Below are 19,983 nucleotides of genomic sequence, written 5' to 3'. Positions count from 1 at the left end.
CTCGCGCGAGCGGCTCAACCAGCGAAATTTTCGATTTTGATTTGCCCATCGGGAAACGTCGCAATAATTTCAAGCTCGCCGCCCATCGCACGGATGTAGTTGCGCAATGTGCTGATATACATATCGGTACGGCGCTCCATTTTCGAAATGGCAGCCTGATTGACATGTAGTGTTTCGGCAAGCGTGGCCTGACTCAAGGCTTTGGCCTGCCGCAATTCGTTAAGTGGCATTTCCTTGATGTGTTGTTCGTAAATTGAATCGGCGCGCGCCCGGGCTTCGGGTGTCATGCGCGCTTCGAGTTCGGCGAATTTCTTAGCCATTGTTACAACCCTCTTTGCGCAATGTTTCGAGATGCTCATCGTACAGTTGATCGGCGAGCGGAACATTGACCTCATACCAGCGATCCTGACCGGTTTTATCTCCGCCGATCAATAGCAACGCGCAACGTCTCGGATCAAACGCATAAAGAATGCGGTATGGCCTTCCGGCATGCTGTACGCGCAGTTCCCTTAAACGACCGTGCCTTGCACCGTTGATCGCACTGCTGTGCGGAAAGCGCAAACCAGGCCCGAATTGACCCAAGAGTTTGACGCTTGCAGCCACAGAGGTCTGCTCGTTTTCAGTCAGATCTTCCCACCAGCTTCCGAACTCGTCGGTGTATTCGATATCCCAATTCATGGGGAGCGAATATGAGCGCTATGGAATATTCCATCAAGGTTATATTTTCGATGGGTTGACCATAGCACTTCCGATTGCTTTTAGCCAAAGGCACCGAGCTTTGATGGGCTTACACGAGACGCTAACCGCCACTGTCCCAGACTTCGTACATCCGTCAGGGAGTAGCGTTCATTCGGCTTTTTCAGGAGTGGGTTGCCTGGATATATCTTGGTTACGTATGCAGTCCTGCGGCAACAGCCCTGCATGCAACACAGCTCTCTCGGACATTTATCGAAGGCTACGATCTTACTGCTTTTCAGGATTTTCCCGACAAGTCCGCCATGCCCTTGAGCAACTCAATCGGTAACGGAAAGACAATCGTCGAACTCTTGTCGCCAGCAATCGAGGACAAGGTCTGCATGTAGCGCAGTTGCATCGCACCGGGCTGGCGGCCGAGCATTTCGGCGGCCTGCATGAGCTTTTCCGAGGCCTGCAGTTCGCCTTCGGCGTGGATTACCTTGGCCCGCCGTTCACGTTCGGCCTCGGCTTGTTTGGCGATGGCGCGCACCATCGACTCATTCAGGTCGACGTGTTTGATCTCGACATTGGCGACCTTGATGCCCCAGGCATCGGTTTGCGCGTCGAGCACTTGCTGGATGTCGATGTTCAACTGCTCGCGCTCGGCCAGCAGTTCATCCAGTTCATGTTTGCCGAGCACGGCGCGCAGCGTGGTCTGCGCCAGTTGGCTGGTGGCGGAGAGGAAATCTTCGACCTGAATAATGGCCTTCTGCGGGTCGAGCACACGGAAATACAGCACCGCGTTGACCTTCACCGAAACGTTGTCGCGGGTAATCACGTCCTGCGGCGGCACATCGAGAACCACGGTGCGCAGGTCGACCCGAACCATTTGCTGCACCACCGGAATCAACAGGATCAGCCCCGGGCCTTTGACCTGCCAGAAACGCCCGAGCTGAAATACAACGCCGCGCTCGTATTCACGCAGGATGCGAAACGTCGATCCGGCCAGGACGATCACCAACAACAGCAGCGCAACAAAACCGATTTGCAGACCCATGATCACTCTCCGTGTTGAGCCGCGTCAGTCGCGCTGACTTGCAGCAGTAAGCCGTTTCGCCCGACCACGCGTACCGATTGCCCTGTGTGCAGTGGTGTGGTGCTGAGCACCTGCCAATGTTCGCCTTGCAGTTGCACCCAGCCGTTATGCGCATTTTGCGCGTGCACAGTGGTCACTGCCGTGACGCTGCCCACCAGCCCGGCGTCGCCACTGACTGCGTGTCGCGGCCGGGTCTTCAAGGCGCGGATGATCAACGCAAGCAAGAGCAGGGCGCTGATCAGGCCTAGGCCGATCATCATGGGCACCGGCAAGTCGGCGTTGCCCAGAATCAGCGCGCCGATGACGAACATGATGATCCCGCCCAGGCCAATCACGCCGTAATTGGGCAGCGCGGCTTCGGCAATCAGAAAAACGATGCCGAGGGTGATCAGCCACAGGCCGACCGGGCTCATGGGCGGTAATGAGGTGTCGGCGGCGAAGGCGAACCCACTCAGCAGGAGTAACCAGACAAACGCACAACATCGGCTGTTCACGTGATCCTCCGCGACAGTCATTGGTGGTTCTTTCAGTCTAGTTGAGCCTCGCGCTGGCTGAATTTTGATCAATGTGCGGATGTGTCCGGTGAGCGGATTTCCCTTCGTCTGCAACCTGCCGAACTAGACTCAAAGACACGGCAACAACCCTCCAGCGCAACTCCGAGGTGCATCATGCGAATGGCCAAAAAGGTGCAAAGCAGCCTGAACCGGGCGCAGTGCGAATATGACATCGTCGCTCACCGCCACTCGTCCAGCAGCCTGGAGACCGCGCGGGTTAGCGGGGTGGCTGCCGAACGGGTAGCGAAATCGGTCATCCTCGACGATCACCACGAGCATTACCTGATGGCCGTGCTGCCAGCCAGCCGCCACCTGGATTTGAGCAAGGTGCGCAACTCTGGTGAATGGCAACTCACCCGCGAAAGCAATCTGGCGCACATATTCGATGACTGTGAACGCGGCGCGGTGCCGCCGCTGGGGGATTCCTACGGGTTGGACATGGTCATCGACCCTCTGCTGACCCGGCAGAAAGACATCTATCTGGAGGCTGGCAACCACAACTACCTGCTGCACATGAGCATGCCCGAGTATCTGAAAATGGTGCCGCATGCGCAGGTGCGGGAGTTGAGTCATTAGGTTTAGTGGCGTTCGTGCAGACGCCTTCGCGAGCAAGCTCGCTCCCACAGGAGATTGAGTTCAACCTGTGGGAGCGAGCCTGCTCGCGAAAATTCTTCCACTCACCGCGTCATCCAAGGAATTCATCAATGGAAAATCCAAACCACAGCCTCCCATCGCTATTCAAACAACTGGGCCTGGACAACGACCCGGTCAGCATCGACCAATTCATCGCCACCCATTCCCCACTCAAACCAGAGCTGCATCTGGCGGACGCGTTTTTCTGGAGCGAAAGCCAGGCGGAGTTTTTGCGGGACGAGATTCTTGATGATGCGGACTGGGCGGAAGTGGTGGATCAGTTGAATGTGTTGTTGCGGAAGGGGCGGGAGAGGTAGTCACTACCCTGGGAAAGGCCACGCCCGCGCTGTGTGAACCAGCGCCATTATCCAGATCACATCTGGATCGAGTTGGTAGACGAGACGATAACTGGAGTGGGGGATTATTTCGCGAGTGCCAGAAATGATGCCGGCCGGACCGATTTTGGGGTTTTGGGATATTCGGGAAGCCGCTTCAGTGAAGCGACGATCCATTTCGAGAGCCGCTTTGGGATTTTCGGCGTGAAGGTAGTCCCAAATATCTTCACGATCCTGTACTGCATTTTTAGTCCAGATAATCTTCATTCTTGATTTTCTACCCGCCTGCGCCTGGCGGCGAACTGTGCTTCAACTTCTTCGTTGGACATGCCTTCACCGGCCACCATTGCTTCCCGAGCCAGGTCGACCTTACGTTGCAAAAAGACTTCGTACTCTCTGGCTTCCTTTTGAGCCTGAACAAACTGACGCATCATTTCTCGCATGATCTGCGACGCGGGACGGTGTGAGGCTTCAGCCTCTGCCATAAATTGGTCGCGCAACTCTGGCTCGAGTTTCATCGTAAAAACGGCATGCTTGGACATCTCGTGTCTCCCTGGAAAACGTCTGGTACTGACGAGGTATATACATCGTAGGGACCTATATAGGTACCTCGCCGCGACAACTTGCGACCAGCGGAGAGATTTGTTTCAAAACTTGACTGAATTTCCCCTCCAATGCGATATTGATAGTTAGCAAACTAACAGTATCCATTTCCCCGTGCCAAATTCCCTCGACGCTCTCCAGATGAACATCAGCAGTGCCATGGTGGTGGCCGCCAGGCATTGGCGGAAAATCTGCCAGACCACGCTGGTCAACTATGGAATCTCCGAAGCCTGCGCCGTCCCGTTGTTGATGATCGGGCGGTTGGGCGAAGGTGTGCGTCAGGTGCAAGTGGCGCAGGCGGCCGGGATGGAGAGTCCGTCGCTGGTGCGACTGCTTGATCAGTTGTGCCACTCCGGTTACGTCTGCCGAACTGAAGACACACAGGATCGCCGCGCCAAGTGCCTGAGCCTGACCGACACCGGTCGTGAGCTGGTGCAAGCGGTGGAAGTCGAATTGGTGCGTCTGCGTCACGAAGTACTCGAAGGCATCGACCAGAGTGATCTGGAGGCTACGCTTCGAGTACTCAGAGCTTTTGAGGCGGCCAATCCGCCCGTGGTGGTTAATTCTTGAACGGTTTTTTCACTGGCATTCCGCCGGCCCGGGACTGGTTCTACGGGATCCGCACGTTTGCCGCGTCGATGCTCGCGCTGTACATCGCCATGCTCATGCAAATGCCGCGTCCCTATTGGGCGATGGCCACGGTGTACATCGTTTCCAGCCCATTTCTGGGCCCGACCAGTTCCAAGGCGTTGTACCGCGCCATCGGTACTTTTCTCGGTGCGGCGGCGGCGGTGTTTTTTGTGCCGATGTTCGTCCAGAGCCCTTTTGTACTGGTGGTAGTCATCGCCTTGTGGACGGGGATTTTGCTGTTCCTGTCGCTGCATTTACGCACCGCCAACAGTTACGCATTGATGTTGGCCGGTTACACGCTGCCGCTGATTGCCTTGCCGGTGGTGGATAACCCGCTGGCGGTGTGGGACGTGGCGGAAGCGCGTACCGAAGAGATTTTCCTCGGCATTGCCGTCGCTGCCGTCGTGGGTGCGATGTTCTGGCCACGTCGCCTTGCGCCGGTGTTCAACGACGCCGTGGGCAAATGGTTCGCCGACGCGTCGACCTACAGCCTGAAATTTCTCAGCCGCGACGTGCAGCCCGAAGAAGTCACTGCTTTACGCATGGCGATGGTCGCCAGTTTCAATAGTCTCGAACTGATGATCGGCCAGTTGCCCCACGAAGGCTCGCGGCCGCAAACCGTGCGTAATACCAAGGAGCTGCGTGGGCGGATGATCCACCTGTTACCGGTGATCGATGCCCTCGAAGACTCGCTCTACGCCCTCGAACGACGCACCCCGGAACTGGTGGAAAAATTCGCACCGCTGCTGGCCGCGACCCGTGAATGGCTCGATCATAACGACGCCGATCTCGACCGCTGGCAGGCACTCAAAGATCAGCTCGAAGCCTTGCAGCCAAGCGCCGAAGCACTTGAAGACCGCAAGCAATTACTGTTTTCCAACGCGATTTATCGCCTCGGCGAATTCATCGATTTGTGGCAAGACTGCCGCAGTCTGCAAGACGCGATTCTCTGCGAGCGCCAGGACAGCTGGCGCGCGGTCTATCGCCACTGGCGCCTCGGCCGTCTGACGCCGTTTATCGACCGTGGGCTGATGCTCTATTCGGTGGCGTCAACGATTCTGGCGATCATCGTCGCCTCGGTGCTGTGGATTCTGCTCGGCTGGCCGGATGGCGGCAGTGCGGTGATTCTGGCGGCAGTAGCGTGCAGCTTCTTCGCCTCGATGGACGACCCGGCGCCGCAGATTTACCGGTTCTTTTTCTGGACCGGCATGTCGGTGCTGTTCGCCAGCCTGTATCTGTTTTTGATTCTGCCGAACCTGCACGATTTTCCGATGCTGGTATTGGCGTTTGCCGTCCCGTTTATCTGCGTTGGCACCCTGACGGTACAGCCGCGTTTCTACCTCGGCATGCTGCTGACGCTGGTCAACACCTCGTCGTTCATCAGTATTCAGGGGGCTTACGATGCAGACTTTTTTGCCTTCGTGAACTCCAATCTGGCGGGACCGATCGGCCTGTTGTTCGCGTTCATCTGGACGCTGGTGGCGCGTCCGTTCGGTGCCGAGTTGGCAGCCAAACGGCTTACCCGGTTCAATTGGAAAGACATTGTCGACATGACCGAACCGGCCAATCTTGCTGAACACCGCAAGCTGGGCGTGCAGTTGCTTGATCGGCTGATGCAGCACCTGCCGCGTCTAGCGCTGACTGGCCAGGACACCGGCATTGCCATGCGCGAAGTACGAGTGGGCCTGAACCTGCTCGACTTGCTTGCCTACACCCCGCGGATGACCGGCGTACCCAAGGCACTGTTGCAGCAAGTGGTAAGCGAGGTCGGCGGGTATTTCCGCGCTTGCCTCAAGGCTGGTGAACGTCTGCCGGCGCCGAGCCCTTTGCTGATGACCCTGGACCGCACCCGCCGTGCGCTCAATGGCCACGGCGACGAAGAAACCCGGCTACACCTGTTGCACGCCCTGAGCGGTTTGCGTCTGGCATTGCTGCCCGGCGTTGAATTCGTTTCCAGCGCCGAGCCCGAAGAACCGCTGCCCGATGGAGCGCCCCTATGATCGGTGATCTGGACATCAGCGGCATTTTCCTGCCGACCCTGCTGGTGTTGATGGGCATCACTTATGTGCTGTTTTTGCTGGTGCATGCCGTGCTCACGCGCGTGCACTTTTACCGTCTGGTCTGGCACCGGGCATTGTTCAACGTGGCGCTCTACGCCGTACTTCTGTACGGCGTGGACTCACTCAGTCGATACCTGATGACATGAAAAAACCGTTTTTGACCATCGGTCGCGTGGTACTGACCCTGCTGATCGTGACTTTTGCCGTTGTCCTCGTCTGGCGCATGGTGATGTATTACATGTTCGCGCCGTGGACCCGCGACGGCCACATTCGCGCCGACATCATCCAGATCGCCCCGGACGTTTCCGGGCTGATCCAGCAGGTCGAGGTGAAGGACAACCAGCTGATCAAGCGTGGCCAGGTGCTGTTCAGCATCGACCAGGATCGTTTCAAACTGGCGCTGCGTCAGGCCAAAGCCGCGGTCGCGGATCGCGAAGAGACCCTGGCGCAAGCGCAGCGTGAAGCCAAGCGAAACCGTGGATTGGGCAATCTGGTGCCGGCAGAGCAACTGGAAGCGAGCCAGTCGCGTGTCGCCCGTGCGCAATCGGCGCTGGCCGAAGCGCTGGTGACCGTGGACAGCGCTCAGCTCAACCTTGATCGCTCGGTAATCCGTAGTCCGGTGGATGGCTACGTCAACGACCGTGCGCCGCGTCCTCAGGAATTCGTCACTGCCGGGCGTCCGGTGCTGTCGCTGGTCGACAGCAATTCCTTCCACATCGACGGCTATTTTGAAGAGACCAAACTCGACGGCATTCATGTCGGCCAGTCGGTGGATATCCGTGTGATTGGCGACCGTGCGCGGCTGCGCGGGCATGTCGAAAGTATCGTCGCCGGCATCGAAGACCGCGACCGCAGCAGCGGCAGCAATCTGCTGCCGAACGTCAATCCGGCGTTCAGTTGGGTGCGACTGGCGCAGCGGATTCCGGTGCGCATTGCCTTCGATGAGGTGCCCGCAGACTTCCGCATGATCGCCGGGCGGACCGCCACGGTGTCGATCATTGACGACAGGAAACAGGAGCCCGAGCAATGAACAAGGCCCTGATGATCGCCGGGTTGGGCGTCATGCTCTCGGCCTGTCAGATGGTCGGGCCGGATTACCAGGTGCCCGATGAGGCGGCTGTTCAGCGCAAAGACATTCAGGGCGAACTGGCGGTGGCTGGCAAACCGGTGGTGTCGGCGCCAGTGCCGGCTGACTGGTGGCGCCTTTATAAGGACCCACGTCTGGATCAACTGGTGCAGCAGGCCATGGCCTCCAACACGGATCTGCGCGTGGCGGCGGCGAACCTGTCGCGAGCCCGCGCGCAGGTCGATGAGGCCGAAGCGGCGGGTGGCTGGAGCGCTGGTGTAAAAATGGGCGCGCAGCGATTGCAGGAATCCGGTCAGGCGTTCCTGCTGCCGGAAAAAGTCCCGGTCGATAACGTCGGCGATATCGGCATCAGCGCTTCTTATCAATTCGATCTGTGGGGCACCTTGCAACGCGGCATCGAAGGCGCGAAGGCCAACGCCGATGCGACCCAGGCGGCAGCGGACACCGCGCGGATCACGTTGGTGGCTGACGTGGTTCGCGCCTATACCCAGGTGTGTGCAGCGAATGAGGAGCGGGAAATCGCAGAGCATTCTCTCGATCTGCAAGCGCAAAGCACCACGCTGACCCAGCGCTTGCGTGATGCCGGACGTGGCGACGAAACCCAGGTCACCCGCTCGCAAACCCAATTCAAATCTCTGCGCGCTGACCTGCCACGTTACGAAGCGGCGCGTCAGGCTGGGCTGTTTCGTCTGTCGATGCTGCTGGCCAAACCCGTTGATCAATTGCCGACGGGCACAGCGACCTGCGCCGAGCTACCGAAAATCGCGCAATTGGTGCCGGTCGGTGATGGCGCCGCGTTGCTCAAGCGCCGCCCTGATATTCGCCAGGCCGAACGGCGGCTGGCTGCTTCGACCGCCGGAATCGGTGTCGCCACCGGCGAGTTGTACCCGGACATCAGCATTGGCGCGACGATCGGTACCGTCGGTCTTATCGACGATTTAGGCGATCCATCGACCAACCGTTGGGGCTTCGGCCCGTCGCTGAGCTGGAAGGTGCCGACCAACGGTGCCCGTGCGCGCATTCGCGAAGCCGAAGCGGCGACACAAGGCGCACTGGCGCATTTCGACGGCGTGGTGCTCAACGCCATTCGCGAAACCCAAACGGGGCTGGCTCAGTACACTGCCTTGTTGCAGCGTCGTGATGCACTGGCCGATGCCGAGCAATCGGCGAAACTGGCTGCAGACCAGACGCACCGCTTCTTCCAGGCCGGCCGCGAGTCGTTCCTCGCCGACCTGCAAGCAACACGCACCTACACCGATGTCACCGCGCAACTGGCCGCTGCCAACACTCAAGTCGCCATGAGCCAGATCGATTTGTTCCTCGCCCTCGGCGGCGGTTGGGAAAGCGGACGAACGCAAGCCTCAAGCCCGAGCAAACCCTGACGCCGTAGCTATGCTTGAAGTGTTGAAAGGGCGCCCCGTGCAAAGCGTCCCTTCAGCGCACATTGCTAGCGCTGGTCTAGGGGAAACCAATAATGAAAAACCCTTACGCTCTCGGCTTCTGGTGCTCGTTGGCAGCGCTGGTGCTGCTTTCGGCCACTTATTTTTACGGCATCATGCTGGCCCACCAGATCGACAAGGCGATGATTTTCCTCGACAGCGCTGTGGCGTTGATCGCGGTGATGGCAATCGTCGTGGTGGCCTGGGCGTCTCTGCAGGTTCAGCGAGTCAAGAAACGACAGCTTGAACGAGGCAAGACCCTGGTGCTGATCTGGGACACCAAAGTCGCCCTGCGCCGGGTCGAAACCGTGTTCGACCGATATTTCTGGGGCAGCTACTGGCAACCCGGGCGTACCTTCGCCGAGGTCATGGGCGAACTCACCGGCACGCCGCTGGAAAAAAGCCTCGAAGCGCTGAAGAAGCAATGCCTGGAACTCGACAAGCAGTTCGACGATGAGGGCTGGCATTGGCTGAACAATGCCCGCGAACTGTCCGATGTCGCCACGGCCATGGCCCGCGAACGCTATCAACTGGATTACTGCGATCCGCGCGCCGATGGCCCGAGTGGCGCGGTGATCGATCGGGATTTTGAAGTGCTGGTGTATACCTGGACTGCGCGGTTGAAGAGCTTTGATCATCAGCTCGATGAGATCGAGGTTCAGTATTCCTGATCTCCTTTGAATCAACGGGCCTCATCGCTGGCAAGCCAGCTCCCACAGGTTTTTGTGGTGTTCACAATTTTTGTGATCACCCAAGTCTCTGTGGGAGCTGGCTTGCCAGCGATAGCGTCTGCAAAAACAGCGAAACTCTTCCAGCCTGTCGACTGTCCACACTCCCCATAGACACTCTTTCACCTTTAAACATTGGGCCGTATCCCGTGCCCAGTGCTAATCTCCACCGCTAATTCAAGCGGAGTCGAGCCGTAACCCGGTCACGGGTTCAGGGAAGACGACCACACTTTCAGCCACGGAAATCGATCAGGTCATTCATGAATAAATCAGCAGGCGTGCTACTCGGAATTGTTGTTGCTATCGGTGCGATCAGCGCAGGCGGGGCCTGGTACACCGGGACCAAGATCGAAGGCGTACTGAACAACGCCGTCACCAACGCCAACAAAGAACTGCAAACCGCGATGGCCGGCTCCAATGGCACGGCGTCGCTGGAACTGGTGTCGCTGGAGCGCCACACGTTCACCAGCACCGCGCACTATCGACTCAAAGGTGAAGGCGAGTTGTTTGGCGATGCGCCGGTCGAGCTGCTGTTTGTCGACCACATCGAGCACGGCCCGCTGCCGTTCTCGCGTCTGGTGTCGCTGAAGTGGCTGCCGGTCATGGCCACCAGCAATTACGAGCTGGAAAAGAACCCGGCCACCGAAAAATGGTTCGCCGCGACCAAGGGTGCAGCACCGCTCAAAGGCGTGACCAACATCGGCTACGACGAATCCACCACCAGCACCATCGACCTGCTGCCACTGGAAACCGCACTGGATGCGCAATCGAGCCTGAAATTCTCCGGCCTGACCATGAATATTTCCGCCAGCGCCCAAGCGCAAAAGGTCAAGGCTGACGGTTACATGGACAGCCTGAAACTGGTCACCGTGGCTGAAGACCAGGCGCCCGTGCAGATCGAACTCAACGGTCTGACCCTGGCCAGCAACCTCGCCAAGAGCAGCTTCGGCTACTACACCGGCGCCAACACCCTGGAACTGACCAACAGCAAAACCACCTTCGGCACCAAGCAATCGGTGCTCGGCGTGAAGGGCTTCGAGATGAAGAACCTCACCGAAGAAAGCGGCAGTAATGCGTCCGGTCGCGCCGATTACAAGGTTGACGAAGTCACCCTCAACGACAAGAAAATCGGTTCGGCCAACCTGGCATTCAGCCTGAAGAACCTCGACATTCCGTCGACAATGTCGCTGATGCAGATCTATCAGACCAAATTGCAGCCTTACGAAAAAGCCGCTGCCGAAGCTGCAGAAGCAGGCTTGCCGGCGCCGGAACTGAACCTGACCGAAGCCGAATCGGCTCAGGTCAAAGCCGACCTGCAAAAGCTGCTGGCGGCTGGTCCGCAAGTGGCGCTGGAGAACCTCTCTCTGAAAACCGCCAATGGTGAAAGTCGCGCCAATCTGGTGATCGACCTGACCAAGCCGCAATCGATGGACCTGCCACCGGATCAACTGGGCAAACAGCTGATCGCGTTGCTCGATCTCAATATCGTCGTGTCCAAGCCAATGCTGATCGATCTGCTCAGCGTCCAGGCGCAGCTTGATGGTCAGACCGACGCCAAAGCTATCGTCGATCAGGCCAGCGGTGCGGCCGACATGTTCTCGGGCATGGCCGTCGGTTCGCAGTTGGCGACCGTGGATGGCACCAATGTCGTGACCAAGCTGCATTACGCCGCCAATCAGGTGGAATTCAACGGCCAGAAAATGACCGTCGAGCAGTTTGTCGCCTTCCTGATGAACAAGTTCGCGGGCGTCACGCAAGTGCAGTAATACTGCGCCCTTAACAGCAAACGCCCGGCCTCTGTCTTGCACAGACGCCGGGCGTTTTGCTGTCTGGTGTTCGGGTTTTCAGCGCTCCTGCCAAGCCGCCATCACGATTCTGAACAATTATTGTGTTCCGGATTTTGCTCAGCGCTTGCGTGCAAACTGCCTGACTAAGCTTGGCCGAGCGTTGTTGGCTCGGCTCCGTTACGAATGGGCAAGGAGGGCATTGAGACCCGGCTAGCCATGTAAGGATGCTGACGAATGCCGCGTATTGATGTTCCCGTATTGCATCGTGGTTTACGCCCTTTGTTCCGCGTAGCGCTGTGCAGCCAATTACTTTGGCCGGCTCTCGCGTTTGCCGATGCACCCTATGATCAGATGGTGCGCGACGCCCGTGCCGGGCAAACCACGCCTGCGCTGACGGTGCTGCGTCAGGTGCCGCCGGGTCAGGCGACCACCGGACAGATCAGCGATCACCTGCAAATTGCCAGTTGGGCCGGGCTCGACGCCGAAGTGGTGCAGGTCTATGAAACCCAGGGCCGCGCCCGCGTGCTGCCGATTCAGGCGCTGACGGCCACTGCTCGCGCCTATCGCAACCTCAAACGTTGGGATCAGGCGACACAGGTCTACAACAAGGCCTTGGCGCTGGAGCCGGACAACGCCGACCTGCAACTGGGTCTGGCCCTGACTCAGGCTGACGCCGGCCAACCCGATCAAGCCGTAACTCGCGCCAAAGCGCTGGTCGCCGCCAAGCCTGATGATCCTTCGCGCCGTTTGGCATTGGGCTACGCGCTTAGCCGTGCCGGCAAGCAATATGACGCCTTGTTCGAATACGATCAGGCCTTCATCCGCGCTGGCAACAAACCGGAAGTCGCCCGCGAATACGTGGTCGCGCTGCAAAAGGCGCGTCTGCCGGAACCGGCACTGCGCCTGGCCCATCAGCGTCCGGGGTTGATCGATCCGGTCACCCTGCGTCGCCTCGAAGGCGATCTGGCTGCCGAACGCGTGCGCCTCGCTGAACTCGCGACTCGCAGCGAAAAAGAACGCTACGTGATCGCCGACCGTGCCTTGGCCGATTACGACAAACTGCTCGCCACCTGGACGCCCGACGCCAGCGCCAAAGACGACGTGACCCGCTGGCGCATCGACCGCATGGGCGCGCTCAAGGCCCGGGCGCGTACCGCCGACATCATCAGCGAATACCAGAAACTGCAAGCCGAAGGCGTGAAGATTCCCACCTACGCCCAGCGCTGGGTGGCCGCAGCCTATCTGGACCAGCGCGAGCCAGAAATAGCCTCTGATCTGTATCGCCAAGTGCTGTCGGCGCCGGACGCCGATGTCGGTGATCGTCTGGAAGACACCACTGCGCTGTACTACTCGCTGCTTGAAAGTGACCGCGCCGACGAAGCGCGCAAAGTCGCCGAAGACTTGGCCAAGTCCCAGCGCCCACGCGTTGAACTCAAGGGCTTGCCAATAGGCAACCCAAACGATGAATGGATGGACGCCCAGCAACTCGCAGCGCAGGCCGGTACCTATGGCTCCGACCTGCCCCATGGCGAAGAGCGTTTGCAGACGCTGGTCGATCAGGCGCCGGGCAACGTCGGTTTGCGCCTGGCTCAAGCCGACCTGTACCTGGCCCGCAACTGGCCACGTCGCGCTGAAATCCAGCTCAAGGACACCGAAAGCATGGTGCCGCGCGACATGGGCCTGGAAGTTGCTCAGGCCCGCACCGCCATGCAGTTGCAGGAATGGCGGCAGATGGATGCGCTGACCGACGATGTGGTCGCGCGTTATCCGGACAACCGTCAGGTGCAGCGTCTGGCTCGCGAGCGTGAAGTCCACGACATGTCCGAACTGCGCGTAGAAGCCTACGGCGGCAAGGCCAATGGCGGTAGCGGCGGCGATGGCGGCGCGGTCAGTGGCAGTCGCGATTTCGGTATCCAGACTACGTTGTACAGCCCGCCGATCGATGAAGACTGGCGCGTGTTCGCCGGTGCCGGTTATGCCACTGGCGACTTCGCCGAAGGCACCGGCCACCACCGTTTTCAACGCGTCGGTCTGGAGCGTCGCACCCGCGACATGACCCTCGAAGCCGAAATCTCCAATCACGATTATGGCTTCGGCGACAAACAGGGTGCGCGACTGGCGATCGCCCGCGACATCAATGACAACTGGCAGTACGGCGGCAGCCTCGAATACCTCTCGGCGGAGACGCCGTTGCGCGCGCTCAACAGCGACATCAAGGCCAACGGTGGCAGCGGGTTTATCCGCTGGCGCGCCAACGAAAGCCGCGAGTGGCGGCTGTCGGTGAGCCCGTCGCACTTCAGTGATGGCAACAACCGCGTCGAAGCCTTGCTCACCGGACGCGAAGGCGTCTACAGCGCGCCGAACGTGCAAGTCGATGCGGGCCTGGAAGTCGGCACCAGCCACAACTCCAAATCCGATGACGTGCCGTACTTCAACCCCAAATCCGACTTCAGTGTGATGCCGCTGATCAACGTCAATCACGTGCTCTACCACCGTTACGAAACCTCCTGGAGCCAGCAGTTCCAGGCGGGTGCGGGTACGTACAGCCAGCGTAATCACGGCACCGGCGGCATGGCGTTGCTCGGCTACGGCCAGCGTTATGCCTGGAACGACGTGTTCGAGGTGGGCGGTTTGTTCAGTGTGATCAACCGGCCCTATGACGGCGATCGGGAGACCGATCTGCGTCTGCTCGTCGACCTCACTTTCCGCTTCTAGAAGAGTTTGAAGATGCCTTTTATTTCGCGTTTCATCCTTCTGCTGGGAGCGCTGCTGGTCAGCGCTTGCGCCCAGCAAGCCCCGGCCTTCACACCGCCCTCCGAGCGCCCGGTGGCGGCCAGTGAAAAACCGTGGCCGAAGAATCACGTGCTCGGCATCGCTTATCACGATGTCGAAGATCTTGATCCCGATCAGGCCGTGGTGGCGGTGCGCACCGAGCGCATGATCGAACAGCTCGCCTGGCTGCGGGAGAACAACTACAAACCGGTCACGGTCGACCAGATCATGGCTGCCCGCAAGGGTGGACCAGAGTTGCCGGCGAAGGCGATCCTGCTCAGTTTCGACGACGGATATTCAAGCTTTTACACCCGCGTGCTCCCAGTGTTGCGCGCCTATAACTGGCACGCGTTGCTGGCGCCGGTCGGAAGCTGGATCGACACGCCGCTCAACCAGCCAGTGGATTTTGCCGGTACGCCGCGAGCGCGCTCCGACTTCCTGACCTGGGAGCAGGTACGCGAGATCTCCAGGTCCGGGCTGGTGGAAATCGCCGCCCACACCGATGCCAACCACAAAGGCATCCTCGCCAACCCGCAAGGCAACCTGCAGCCTGCTGCCGCGACCCGACGCTACGATCCGCTGACCAAACGCTATGAATCCGAGGCCGATTTCCAGGCGCGGATTCGCACCGACGTCAGCAATATCTCGGAAAAAATCCGCAAGGCCACCGGTTACAAACCGCGGGTCTGGGTCTGGCCATATGGCGCGGCGGACGGCACTTCGCTGACCGTGGTGGGCGAGGAGGGCTACGAAATGGCCCTGACCCTCGACGACGGTCTCGACGCCCTCGACAACCTGATGAGCAGCCCGCGCTTCCTCGTCGCTTCCGATCCTGACGGCACGCATTTCGCCAACAGCATTGTCTCGGCGCAGGCGGATTTCGCCATGCGCGTGGTGCACGTGGATCTGGACAACGTCTACGACCCAGACCCGGTGCAGCAGGACATCAACCTCGGCAAACTGGTGCAGCGCATGGCCGACATGGGCGCCAACACCGTATTCCTGCAAGCCTTCGCCGATCCGCAGGGCGACGGTCTGGTGCACTCACTGTACTTCCCCAACCGCCACTTGCCGGTGCGCGCGGATATTTTCGACCGTGTGGCCTGGCAACTGCGTACCCGTGCTCACGTCAAAGTCTTCGCCTGGATGCCGGTGCTGAGTTTTGCTCTCGATTCGAAATTGCCGCGCGTCATGCGCTGGGATCCGGAAACCGGTGCCACCTCGGTCGCTCCCGATCAGTACAAACGGCTGTCGCCGTTCGATCCGGAAGTACGCCGAATTATTGGTGAAATCTACGAAGACGTGGCGCGTCTGACTTCGGTAGACGGCATCCTTTACCACGACGATGCCGTGCTCTCGGACTTCGAGGACGCCGGCCCGCAAGCATTGAAGGTATACGCCGCAAACGGCTTGCCGGGTTCGATCGCGGCACTGCGTGATGACCCGGCGGCGATGCAGCGCTGGACGCGCTTCAAGAGTCGTTACCTGATCGATTTCACCAACGAACTCACCGCCAAAGTCCGCGCCATTCGAGGGCCGCAAGTGCAGACCGCGCGCAACATCTTCGCCGAGCCGATGCTCAATCCACACAGCGAAGAATGGTATGCACAGAACCTCGATGACTTCCTCGCGACCTACGACTGGACGGCGCCGATGGCCATGCCGCTGATGGAAAAACAGACTCAGGAACAGTCCGGCCCATGGCTGGAAACCCTGGTGCAAACCGTCAGCAAACGCCCCGGCGCGCTGAACCGCACGGTATTCGAATTGCAGGCCCGCGACTGGACGAAAAAGGATCAGGCCGACATCGATGGCGCGCATCTGGCGGACTGGATGGGCCGCCTCAAGCGTCAGGGCGCGACCAGTTTCGGCTACTACCCGGACAACTTCCTCGACAACCTGCCGGACCTGAAAACCGTACGGCCTGCACTCTCCAACAAATGGAACCCATGACATGCTGGATAGACTGTTAGCCCTGCTTGTTCTGGCGCTCGTCCTCGGCGTACCGCTGGGGCTGATCTTCCTGGTCACCGGCCAGTTCCTGATGGACTTCGTGTTTTTCTACCCGTTGTTCATGTCTGGCTTGTGGATTGCCGGTGGCCTGTATTTCTGGCTGCACTGGGAGCGGCACTGGCCGTGGAAGGACGACACGCTGCCGCCGTCACTGGCAGGCGAGCCGCTGATCTCGATCCTGATCCCTTGCTACAACGAAGGCGACAACGCCGCCGACACCATCCATGCGGCGCTGGCCCAGCATTACCCGAACATCGAAGTCATCGCGATCAACGACGGCTCCAAGGACAACACCGCCGAAGTGCTCGACCGGCTGGCCAAGGAAGACCCGCGGCTACGCGTCCTGCACCTGGCGGAAAACCAGGGCAAGGCTGTCGCCCTGCGTATGGGCGCGATTGCCGCGCGCAGTGAATATCTGGTGTGCATCGACGGCGACGCGCTGCTGGCGCCGAACACGGCGGCCTATCTGGTCGCGCCGATGCTAGACAACGCACGCCTCGGCGCGGTGACCGGCAACCCGCGGATTCGTACGCGTTCGACGCTGGTCGGACGGGTGCAGGTCGGCGAGTTCTCATCGATCATCGGTTTGATCAAACGCACTCAGCGCGTGTTCGGGCGGATCTTCACCGTCTCCGGCGTCATCGTCGCGTTCCGCCGCTCGGCGCTGAACCGGGTGGGCTACTGGAGCCCGGACATGATCACCGAAGACATCGACATCAGCTGGAAGCTGCAACTCGACCACTGGAGCATTTTCTACGAGCCCCGCGCCCTGTGCTGGATTCTGATGCCGGAAACCCTCGGCGGCCTGTGGAAGCAGCGGTTGCGCTGGGCACAGGGTGGCGCCGAAGTGCTGTTCAAGAACATTCGCGGCATCTGGCAGTACCGCCATCGTTACCTGTGGCCGCTGCTGTTCGAATACTGCCTGTCGACCGGTTGGGCGTTCACCTTCCTGCTGTCGGTGATTTTCTGGGGCGTCGGCAAATTTGTGGTCATGCCAGAAGCCATCGCGGTGGACCACCTGATGCCGCCGGCATTTACCGGGTTGCTGCTGGCGTTCGTGTGTCTGGTGCAGTTTGCGGTCAGCATCGTCATCGACCGCCGCTATGAACCGGGGCTGGGCCGGACGATGTTCTGGGTGATCTGGTACCCGCTGGTGTTCTGGTTGATCAGTCTGCTGACCACGCTGGTCAGTTTCCCCAAGGTGCTGTTCGGCCAGCATCAGAAACGTGCGCGTTGGGTCAGTCCTGATCGGGGCATCAAACCGATCGGCGACGACGAAGAGGAAGTCATCAAATGAAAATCATCCGGACCCGCCAGCGGCCAATCCTGGTCGTGATCGACGTTATCCTCACCGTGCTGGCCTGGGTCGGCCTGCTGTTTCTGCTGATGCGCGGGCTATGGCCGCTGATAGAAACCCACGCCGGCGCGCCGCGCATCGACAGCTCGGCGTTCGATGCGCTGGGCACGTTGCAGATTTACCTGTGGATCGCTGTGGTCAACGCCGTGATCCTGATTGCATGGGCGCGTTATCAACAGCGCAAAAGCAGAAGCTTCGCTCAGCGTCGTTTGCCGTCACCGGTGATCGACGATGCAGGGCTGAGCAAGAGTTTCAAACTCTGCGATGACCGTCTGCAAAAACTGCGCACGCCCGGGGTGATGACCATCCACAACGATCAGGAAGGTGACATCAGTCATGTGGTGACGCATTTCTGGCCAGTGACACAAGCGCAATTGCCATCGCCACTGGCACCGCTGGAGCATCCGCGGGTGATCTTCTTGCACGCTGAAGATGACGACAACCGCGAGCCGCTGACCCGATAAATGAACTTAGGGTCCTGTAGGAGCTGCCGCAGGCTGCGATCTTTTGATCTTTTTAACGTCAAAAGATCGCAGCCTGCGGCAGCTCCTACACGGGATTGGTGTTTACTCGCGGATCAGTTTCCAGGCCACGTCCATCGGCAACGGTTGCTTCATACGCTCAGCCAGTATCGCCATCGCCCGTTCTTTTTCGCAGGCCACTGCCGCGACAACGATACCGTTTTTGCCGAACAGGCCGATGAAGGGCGGCTGCTCGGGTTCACCCATGAATTCGATCTCATCCCATAGCTCGGCATGGCCGAGGTATTCGTAGTTCTTGCCGAAGTGCCACGTCCAGAAAAACGGCACATCAAGGTAATGCTCGTCGCCACCGAGCATATTGGCGGCGGCGATTCGCGCGTGTTGCTGGGCCAGTCGCCAGTGTTCGATGCGCTGTGGCTGGCCGCTCAGCGGGAACGTGGCGATATCGCCGATGGCCCACAGACCTTCTTCCACACGCATGCCCGCATCGACGCGCAGAGATTGATCCTCATCCCTCGGCAGTGACGCAAAAGCTTCGGTGGCGGGATGTACGCCGACGCCGGCCAGCACCAGATCCGCCGAAAGTCGCAAACCATTGTCCAGTAGCACCGCCTCGACTTTACCGCTGCCGGTGATCTCCTGCGCCTCATGCGCGGTGATGAACTTCACGCCGTTTTCTTCGTGCAAGGCGCGGATGGCTTTGCCCACAGCGTCGCCGAACTGAGCGGCGAAAGGGATCGCGTGGCGAGCGAGTACTGTGACGTCGAGGCCGTGCTGGCGCAGGGCCGAGGCACATTCGAGAGCGATGAAGCTGTCGCCGATAATCACTGCGCGTTGATCGGGTGCGGCGGCGTTCATGATCTGTTCAGCCTGGGCTTTTGAACGCAGGACGAAGACTTGCGGCAGTTCGGCGCCGGGCAGTTCCAGAGGGTTGGGTTCGCCGCCGGTGGCCAGCACGGCGGCGTCATAACTCACCGCGTTGCCATTGCTCAAATGAATGGTTTTCGCTTGCGTATCGAGTGAGGTGATTTCCCCTTGGAGGCGTTCGATACGTTGCTCTCTATAAAAAGCTTCATCACGCAACGCTGGGATTTCTTCTGACGGCATCTCGCCAGCGAGGACGAATTTGCTCAGCACCGTGCGGTCGTACCCGGCATCGGGCTCGCGGTCGATCATTGTGATGCGGCCGCCAAAACCCTTTTCTCGCAGCGCCGCCGCACACGCGGTGCCTGCCGCACCCGCACCGACAATCACGAACGTGCGTGTATCGTCAGCTGGCGGGATGTGCGGATCGGCAATCGGCTGGTCATCCACCCAAACCTCATCGTCACGCAGCTCCAGCGGATAACGCTTGAGGCTGTCGAGGGCTGGCGGCTCGCACAGCGCACCGTCTTCGGCGCGGAAAGTCGCCTTGTGCCACGGGCAGATCAGCCGTCCATGACACAACGCACCGTCAGCCAAAGGCGCGCCGGCATGCGGGCATTCACCCTGAAACGCTCGTAATTCGCCGGCGGCACGCAGCAGCACAATCTTGCAGTCGCCGATTTTCACTTCCAGACCACGATCTTCAGGAACATCGGCGAAACGGGCGACACGGTGCAGAGACATGTTCGGCTTCCTCGCGGGCATTTCTCTTACGAGTTTGCGGCGCAGTGCGAGGTTCAGCCATTTGCTACTGCCAAGGCACGAACGGTACAGCTATAGTTTGCAAGCCGACGACGGCCCAACTGCA

Annotated in this window: 20 protein-coding genes; 13 read left to right on the top strand and 7 right to left on the bottom strand. The window is 59.7% G+C overall.

The features are described 5' to 3' along the window. Positions 1 to 14 precede the first annotated feature (14 nt). The 4 genes from ICA16_RS19530 to ICA16_RS19515 form a co-directional block, all read right to left on the bottom strand. Positions 15 to 320: an XRE family transcriptional regulator gene (locus ICA16_RS19530; RefSeq protein WP_150603975.1), complete on the bottom strand. Its 306-nt coding sequence runs from the start codon at positions 318 to 320 to the stop codon at positions 15 to 17. Then, positions 313 to 678: a type II toxin-antitoxin system RelE/ParE family toxin gene (locus tag ICA16_RS19525; RefSeq protein ID WP_150603974.1), complete on the bottom strand. Its 366-nt coding sequence runs from the start codon at positions 676 to 678 to the stop codon at positions 313 to 315. Before ICA16_RS19525 ends, ICA16_RS19530 begins: the two co-directional genes overlap by 8 nt. Before the next feature lie 295 nt (positions 679 to 973). Continuing rightward, on the bottom strand, positions 974 to 1,732 hold the full coding sequence (locus ICA16_RS19520) for a slipin family protein (RefSeq protein ID WP_150603973.1): 759 nt from the start codon (positions 1,730 to 1,732) through the stop codon (positions 974 to 976). A 2-nt stretch (positions 1,733 to 1,734) separates the two neighbouring features. Continuing rightward, positions 1,735 to 2,265 (bottom strand): NfeD family protein, encoded by a 531-nt coding sequence (locus tag ICA16_RS19515; protein ID WP_224450897.1) that lies wholly within the window; start codon positions 2,263 to 2,265, stop codon positions 1,735 to 1,737. 174 nt (positions 2,266 to 2,439) lie between these two features. Here ICA16_RS19515 and ICA16_RS19510 point away from each other — a divergent pair, with 174 nt between their 5' ends. Together ICA16_RS19510 and ICA16_RS19505 are read left to right on the top strand one after the other, a co-directional pair. Further along, positions 2,440 to 2,901 (top strand): aminoacyl-tRNA deacylase, encoded by a 462-nt coding sequence (locus ICA16_RS19510; protein ID WP_210701288.1) that lies wholly within the window; start codon positions 2,440 to 2,442, stop codon positions 2,899 to 2,901. A gap of 128 nt (positions 2,902 to 3,029) precedes the next feature. Then, positions 3,030 to 3,275, top strand: coding sequence for a DUF2789 domain-containing protein (locus ICA16_RS19505; protein WP_210701287.1), 246 nt, complete (start codon positions 3,030 to 3,032; stop codon positions 3,273 to 3,275). 3 nt (positions 3,276 to 3,278) lie between these two features. Here ICA16_RS19505 and ICA16_RS19500 read toward each other — a convergent pair whose 3' ends face one another. Further along, a complete protein-coding gene (locus ICA16_RS19500) occupies positions 3,279 to 3,560 on the bottom strand; it encodes a type II toxin-antitoxin system RelE/ParE family toxin (RefSeq protein WP_200616439.1) in 282 nt (93 codons plus the stop codon). Further along, positions 3,557 to 3,835 carry a CopG family ribbon-helix-helix protein gene (locus ICA16_RS19495; RefSeq protein WP_210701286.1) on the bottom strand — a complete coding sequence of 93 codons (279 nt, stop codon included), beginning with the start codon at positions 3,833 to 3,835 and terminating at the stop codon, positions 3,557 to 3,559. Before ICA16_RS19495 ends, ICA16_RS19500 begins: the two co-directional genes overlap by 4 nt. 202 nt (positions 3,836 to 4,037) lie before the next feature. Between ICA16_RS19495 and ICA16_RS19490 the strand changes: the two genes are divergently transcribed. From ICA16_RS19490 to pgaD, 11 genes are all read left to right on the top strand, one after another. Beyond that, entirely contained in the window at positions 4,038 to 4,466 is a 429-nt protein-coding gene (locus ICA16_RS19490; protein ID WP_191626464.1) for a MarR family winged helix-turn-helix transcriptional regulator, read from the top strand. After that, positions 4,463 to 6,526 (top strand): FUSC family protein, encoded by a 2,064-nt coding sequence (locus ICA16_RS19485; protein WP_150603968.1) that lies wholly within the window; start codon positions 4,463 to 4,465, stop codon positions 6,524 to 6,526. The genes ICA16_RS19490 and ICA16_RS19485 overlap by 4 nt, the downstream gene beginning before the upstream one ends. After that, complete coding sequence (locus ICA16_RS19480) at positions 6,523 to 6,732, top strand: DUF1656 domain-containing protein (protein ID WP_007917703.1); 210 nt, start codon at positions 6,523 to 6,525, stop codon at positions 6,730 to 6,732. The genes ICA16_RS19485 and ICA16_RS19480 overlap by 4 nt, the downstream gene beginning before the upstream one ends. Next, the gene (locus ICA16_RS19475) at positions 6,729 to 7,616 is read left to right on the top strand and encodes an efflux RND transporter periplasmic adaptor subunit (protein ID WP_047299245.1); all 888 of its coding nucleotides are present in this window, start codon (positions 6,729 to 6,731) and stop codon (positions 7,614 to 7,616) included. The genes ICA16_RS19480 and ICA16_RS19475 overlap by 4 nt, the downstream gene beginning before the upstream one ends. Beyond that, on the top strand, positions 7,613 to 9,055 hold the full coding sequence (locus ICA16_RS19470) for an efflux transporter outer membrane subunit (protein WP_150603967.1): 1,443 nt from the start codon (positions 7,613 to 7,615) through the stop codon (positions 9,053 to 9,055). Before ICA16_RS19475 ends, ICA16_RS19470 begins: the two co-directional genes overlap by 4 nt. 92 nt (positions 9,056 to 9,147) lie before the next feature. Continuing rightward, positions 9,148 to 9,783: a hypothetical protein gene (locus tag ICA16_RS19465; protein ID WP_042557045.1), complete on the top strand. Its 636-nt coding sequence runs from the start codon at positions 9,148 to 9,150 to the stop codon at positions 9,781 to 9,783. Between the two features lie 317 nt (positions 9,784 to 10,100). Then, positions 10,101 to 11,606 carry a YdgA family protein gene (locus ICA16_RS19460; protein WP_150618388.1) on the top strand — a complete coding sequence of 502 codons (1,506 nt, stop codon included), beginning with the start codon at positions 10,101 to 10,103 and terminating at the stop codon, positions 11,604 to 11,606. Between the two features lie 255 nt (positions 11,607 to 11,861). Continuing rightward, complete coding sequence (gene pgaA, locus ICA16_RS19455; RefSeq protein ID WP_210554431.1) at positions 11,862 to 14,342, top strand: poly-beta-1,6 N-acetyl-D-glucosamine export porin PgaA; 2,481 nt, start codon at positions 11,862 to 11,864, stop codon at positions 14,340 to 14,342. 12 nt (positions 14,343 to 14,354) lie between these two features. After that, positions 14,355 to 16,352, top strand: coding sequence for a poly-beta-1,6-N-acetyl-D-glucosamine N-deacetylase PgaB (gene pgaB / locus ICA16_RS19450; protein ID WP_210701285.1), 1,998 nt, complete (start codon positions 14,355 to 14,357; stop codon positions 16,350 to 16,352). Position 16,353: 1 nt separating this feature from the next. Next, complete coding sequence (gene pgaC / locus ICA16_RS19445; protein ID WP_150603963.1) at positions 16,354 to 17,709, top strand: poly-beta-1,6-N-acetyl-D-glucosamine synthase; 1,356 nt, start codon at positions 16,354 to 16,356, stop codon at positions 17,707 to 17,709. Continuing rightward, positions 17,706 to 18,233: a poly-beta-1,6-N-acetyl-D-glucosamine biosynthesis protein PgaD gene (pgaD, locus tag ICA16_RS19440; RefSeq protein ID WP_150603962.1), complete on the top strand. Its 528-nt coding sequence runs from the start codon at positions 17,706 to 17,708 to the stop codon at positions 18,231 to 18,233. The genes pgaC and pgaD overlap by 4 nt, the downstream gene beginning before the upstream one ends. 102 nt (positions 18,234 to 18,335) lie before the next feature. On the opposite strand, the gene ICA16_RS19435 is transcribed toward pgaD, so the two are convergent. After that, a complete protein-coding gene (locus tag ICA16_RS19435) occupies positions 18,336 to 19,859 on the bottom strand; it encodes an FAD-dependent oxidoreductase (protein WP_210554429.1) in 1,524 nt (507 codons plus the stop codon). Positions 19,860 to 19,983 lie beyond the last annotated feature (124 nt).

Source organism: Pseudomonas anatoliensis (assembly GCF_017976235.1).
Taxonomy (GTDB): Bacteria; Pseudomonadota; Gammaproteobacteria; order Pseudomonadales; family Pseudomonadaceae; genus Aquipseudomonas; species Aquipseudomonas anatoliensis.
Note: the sequence above shows the minus strand (reverse complement) of the source record. Positions and strands in the feature narration are given on the sequence as shown.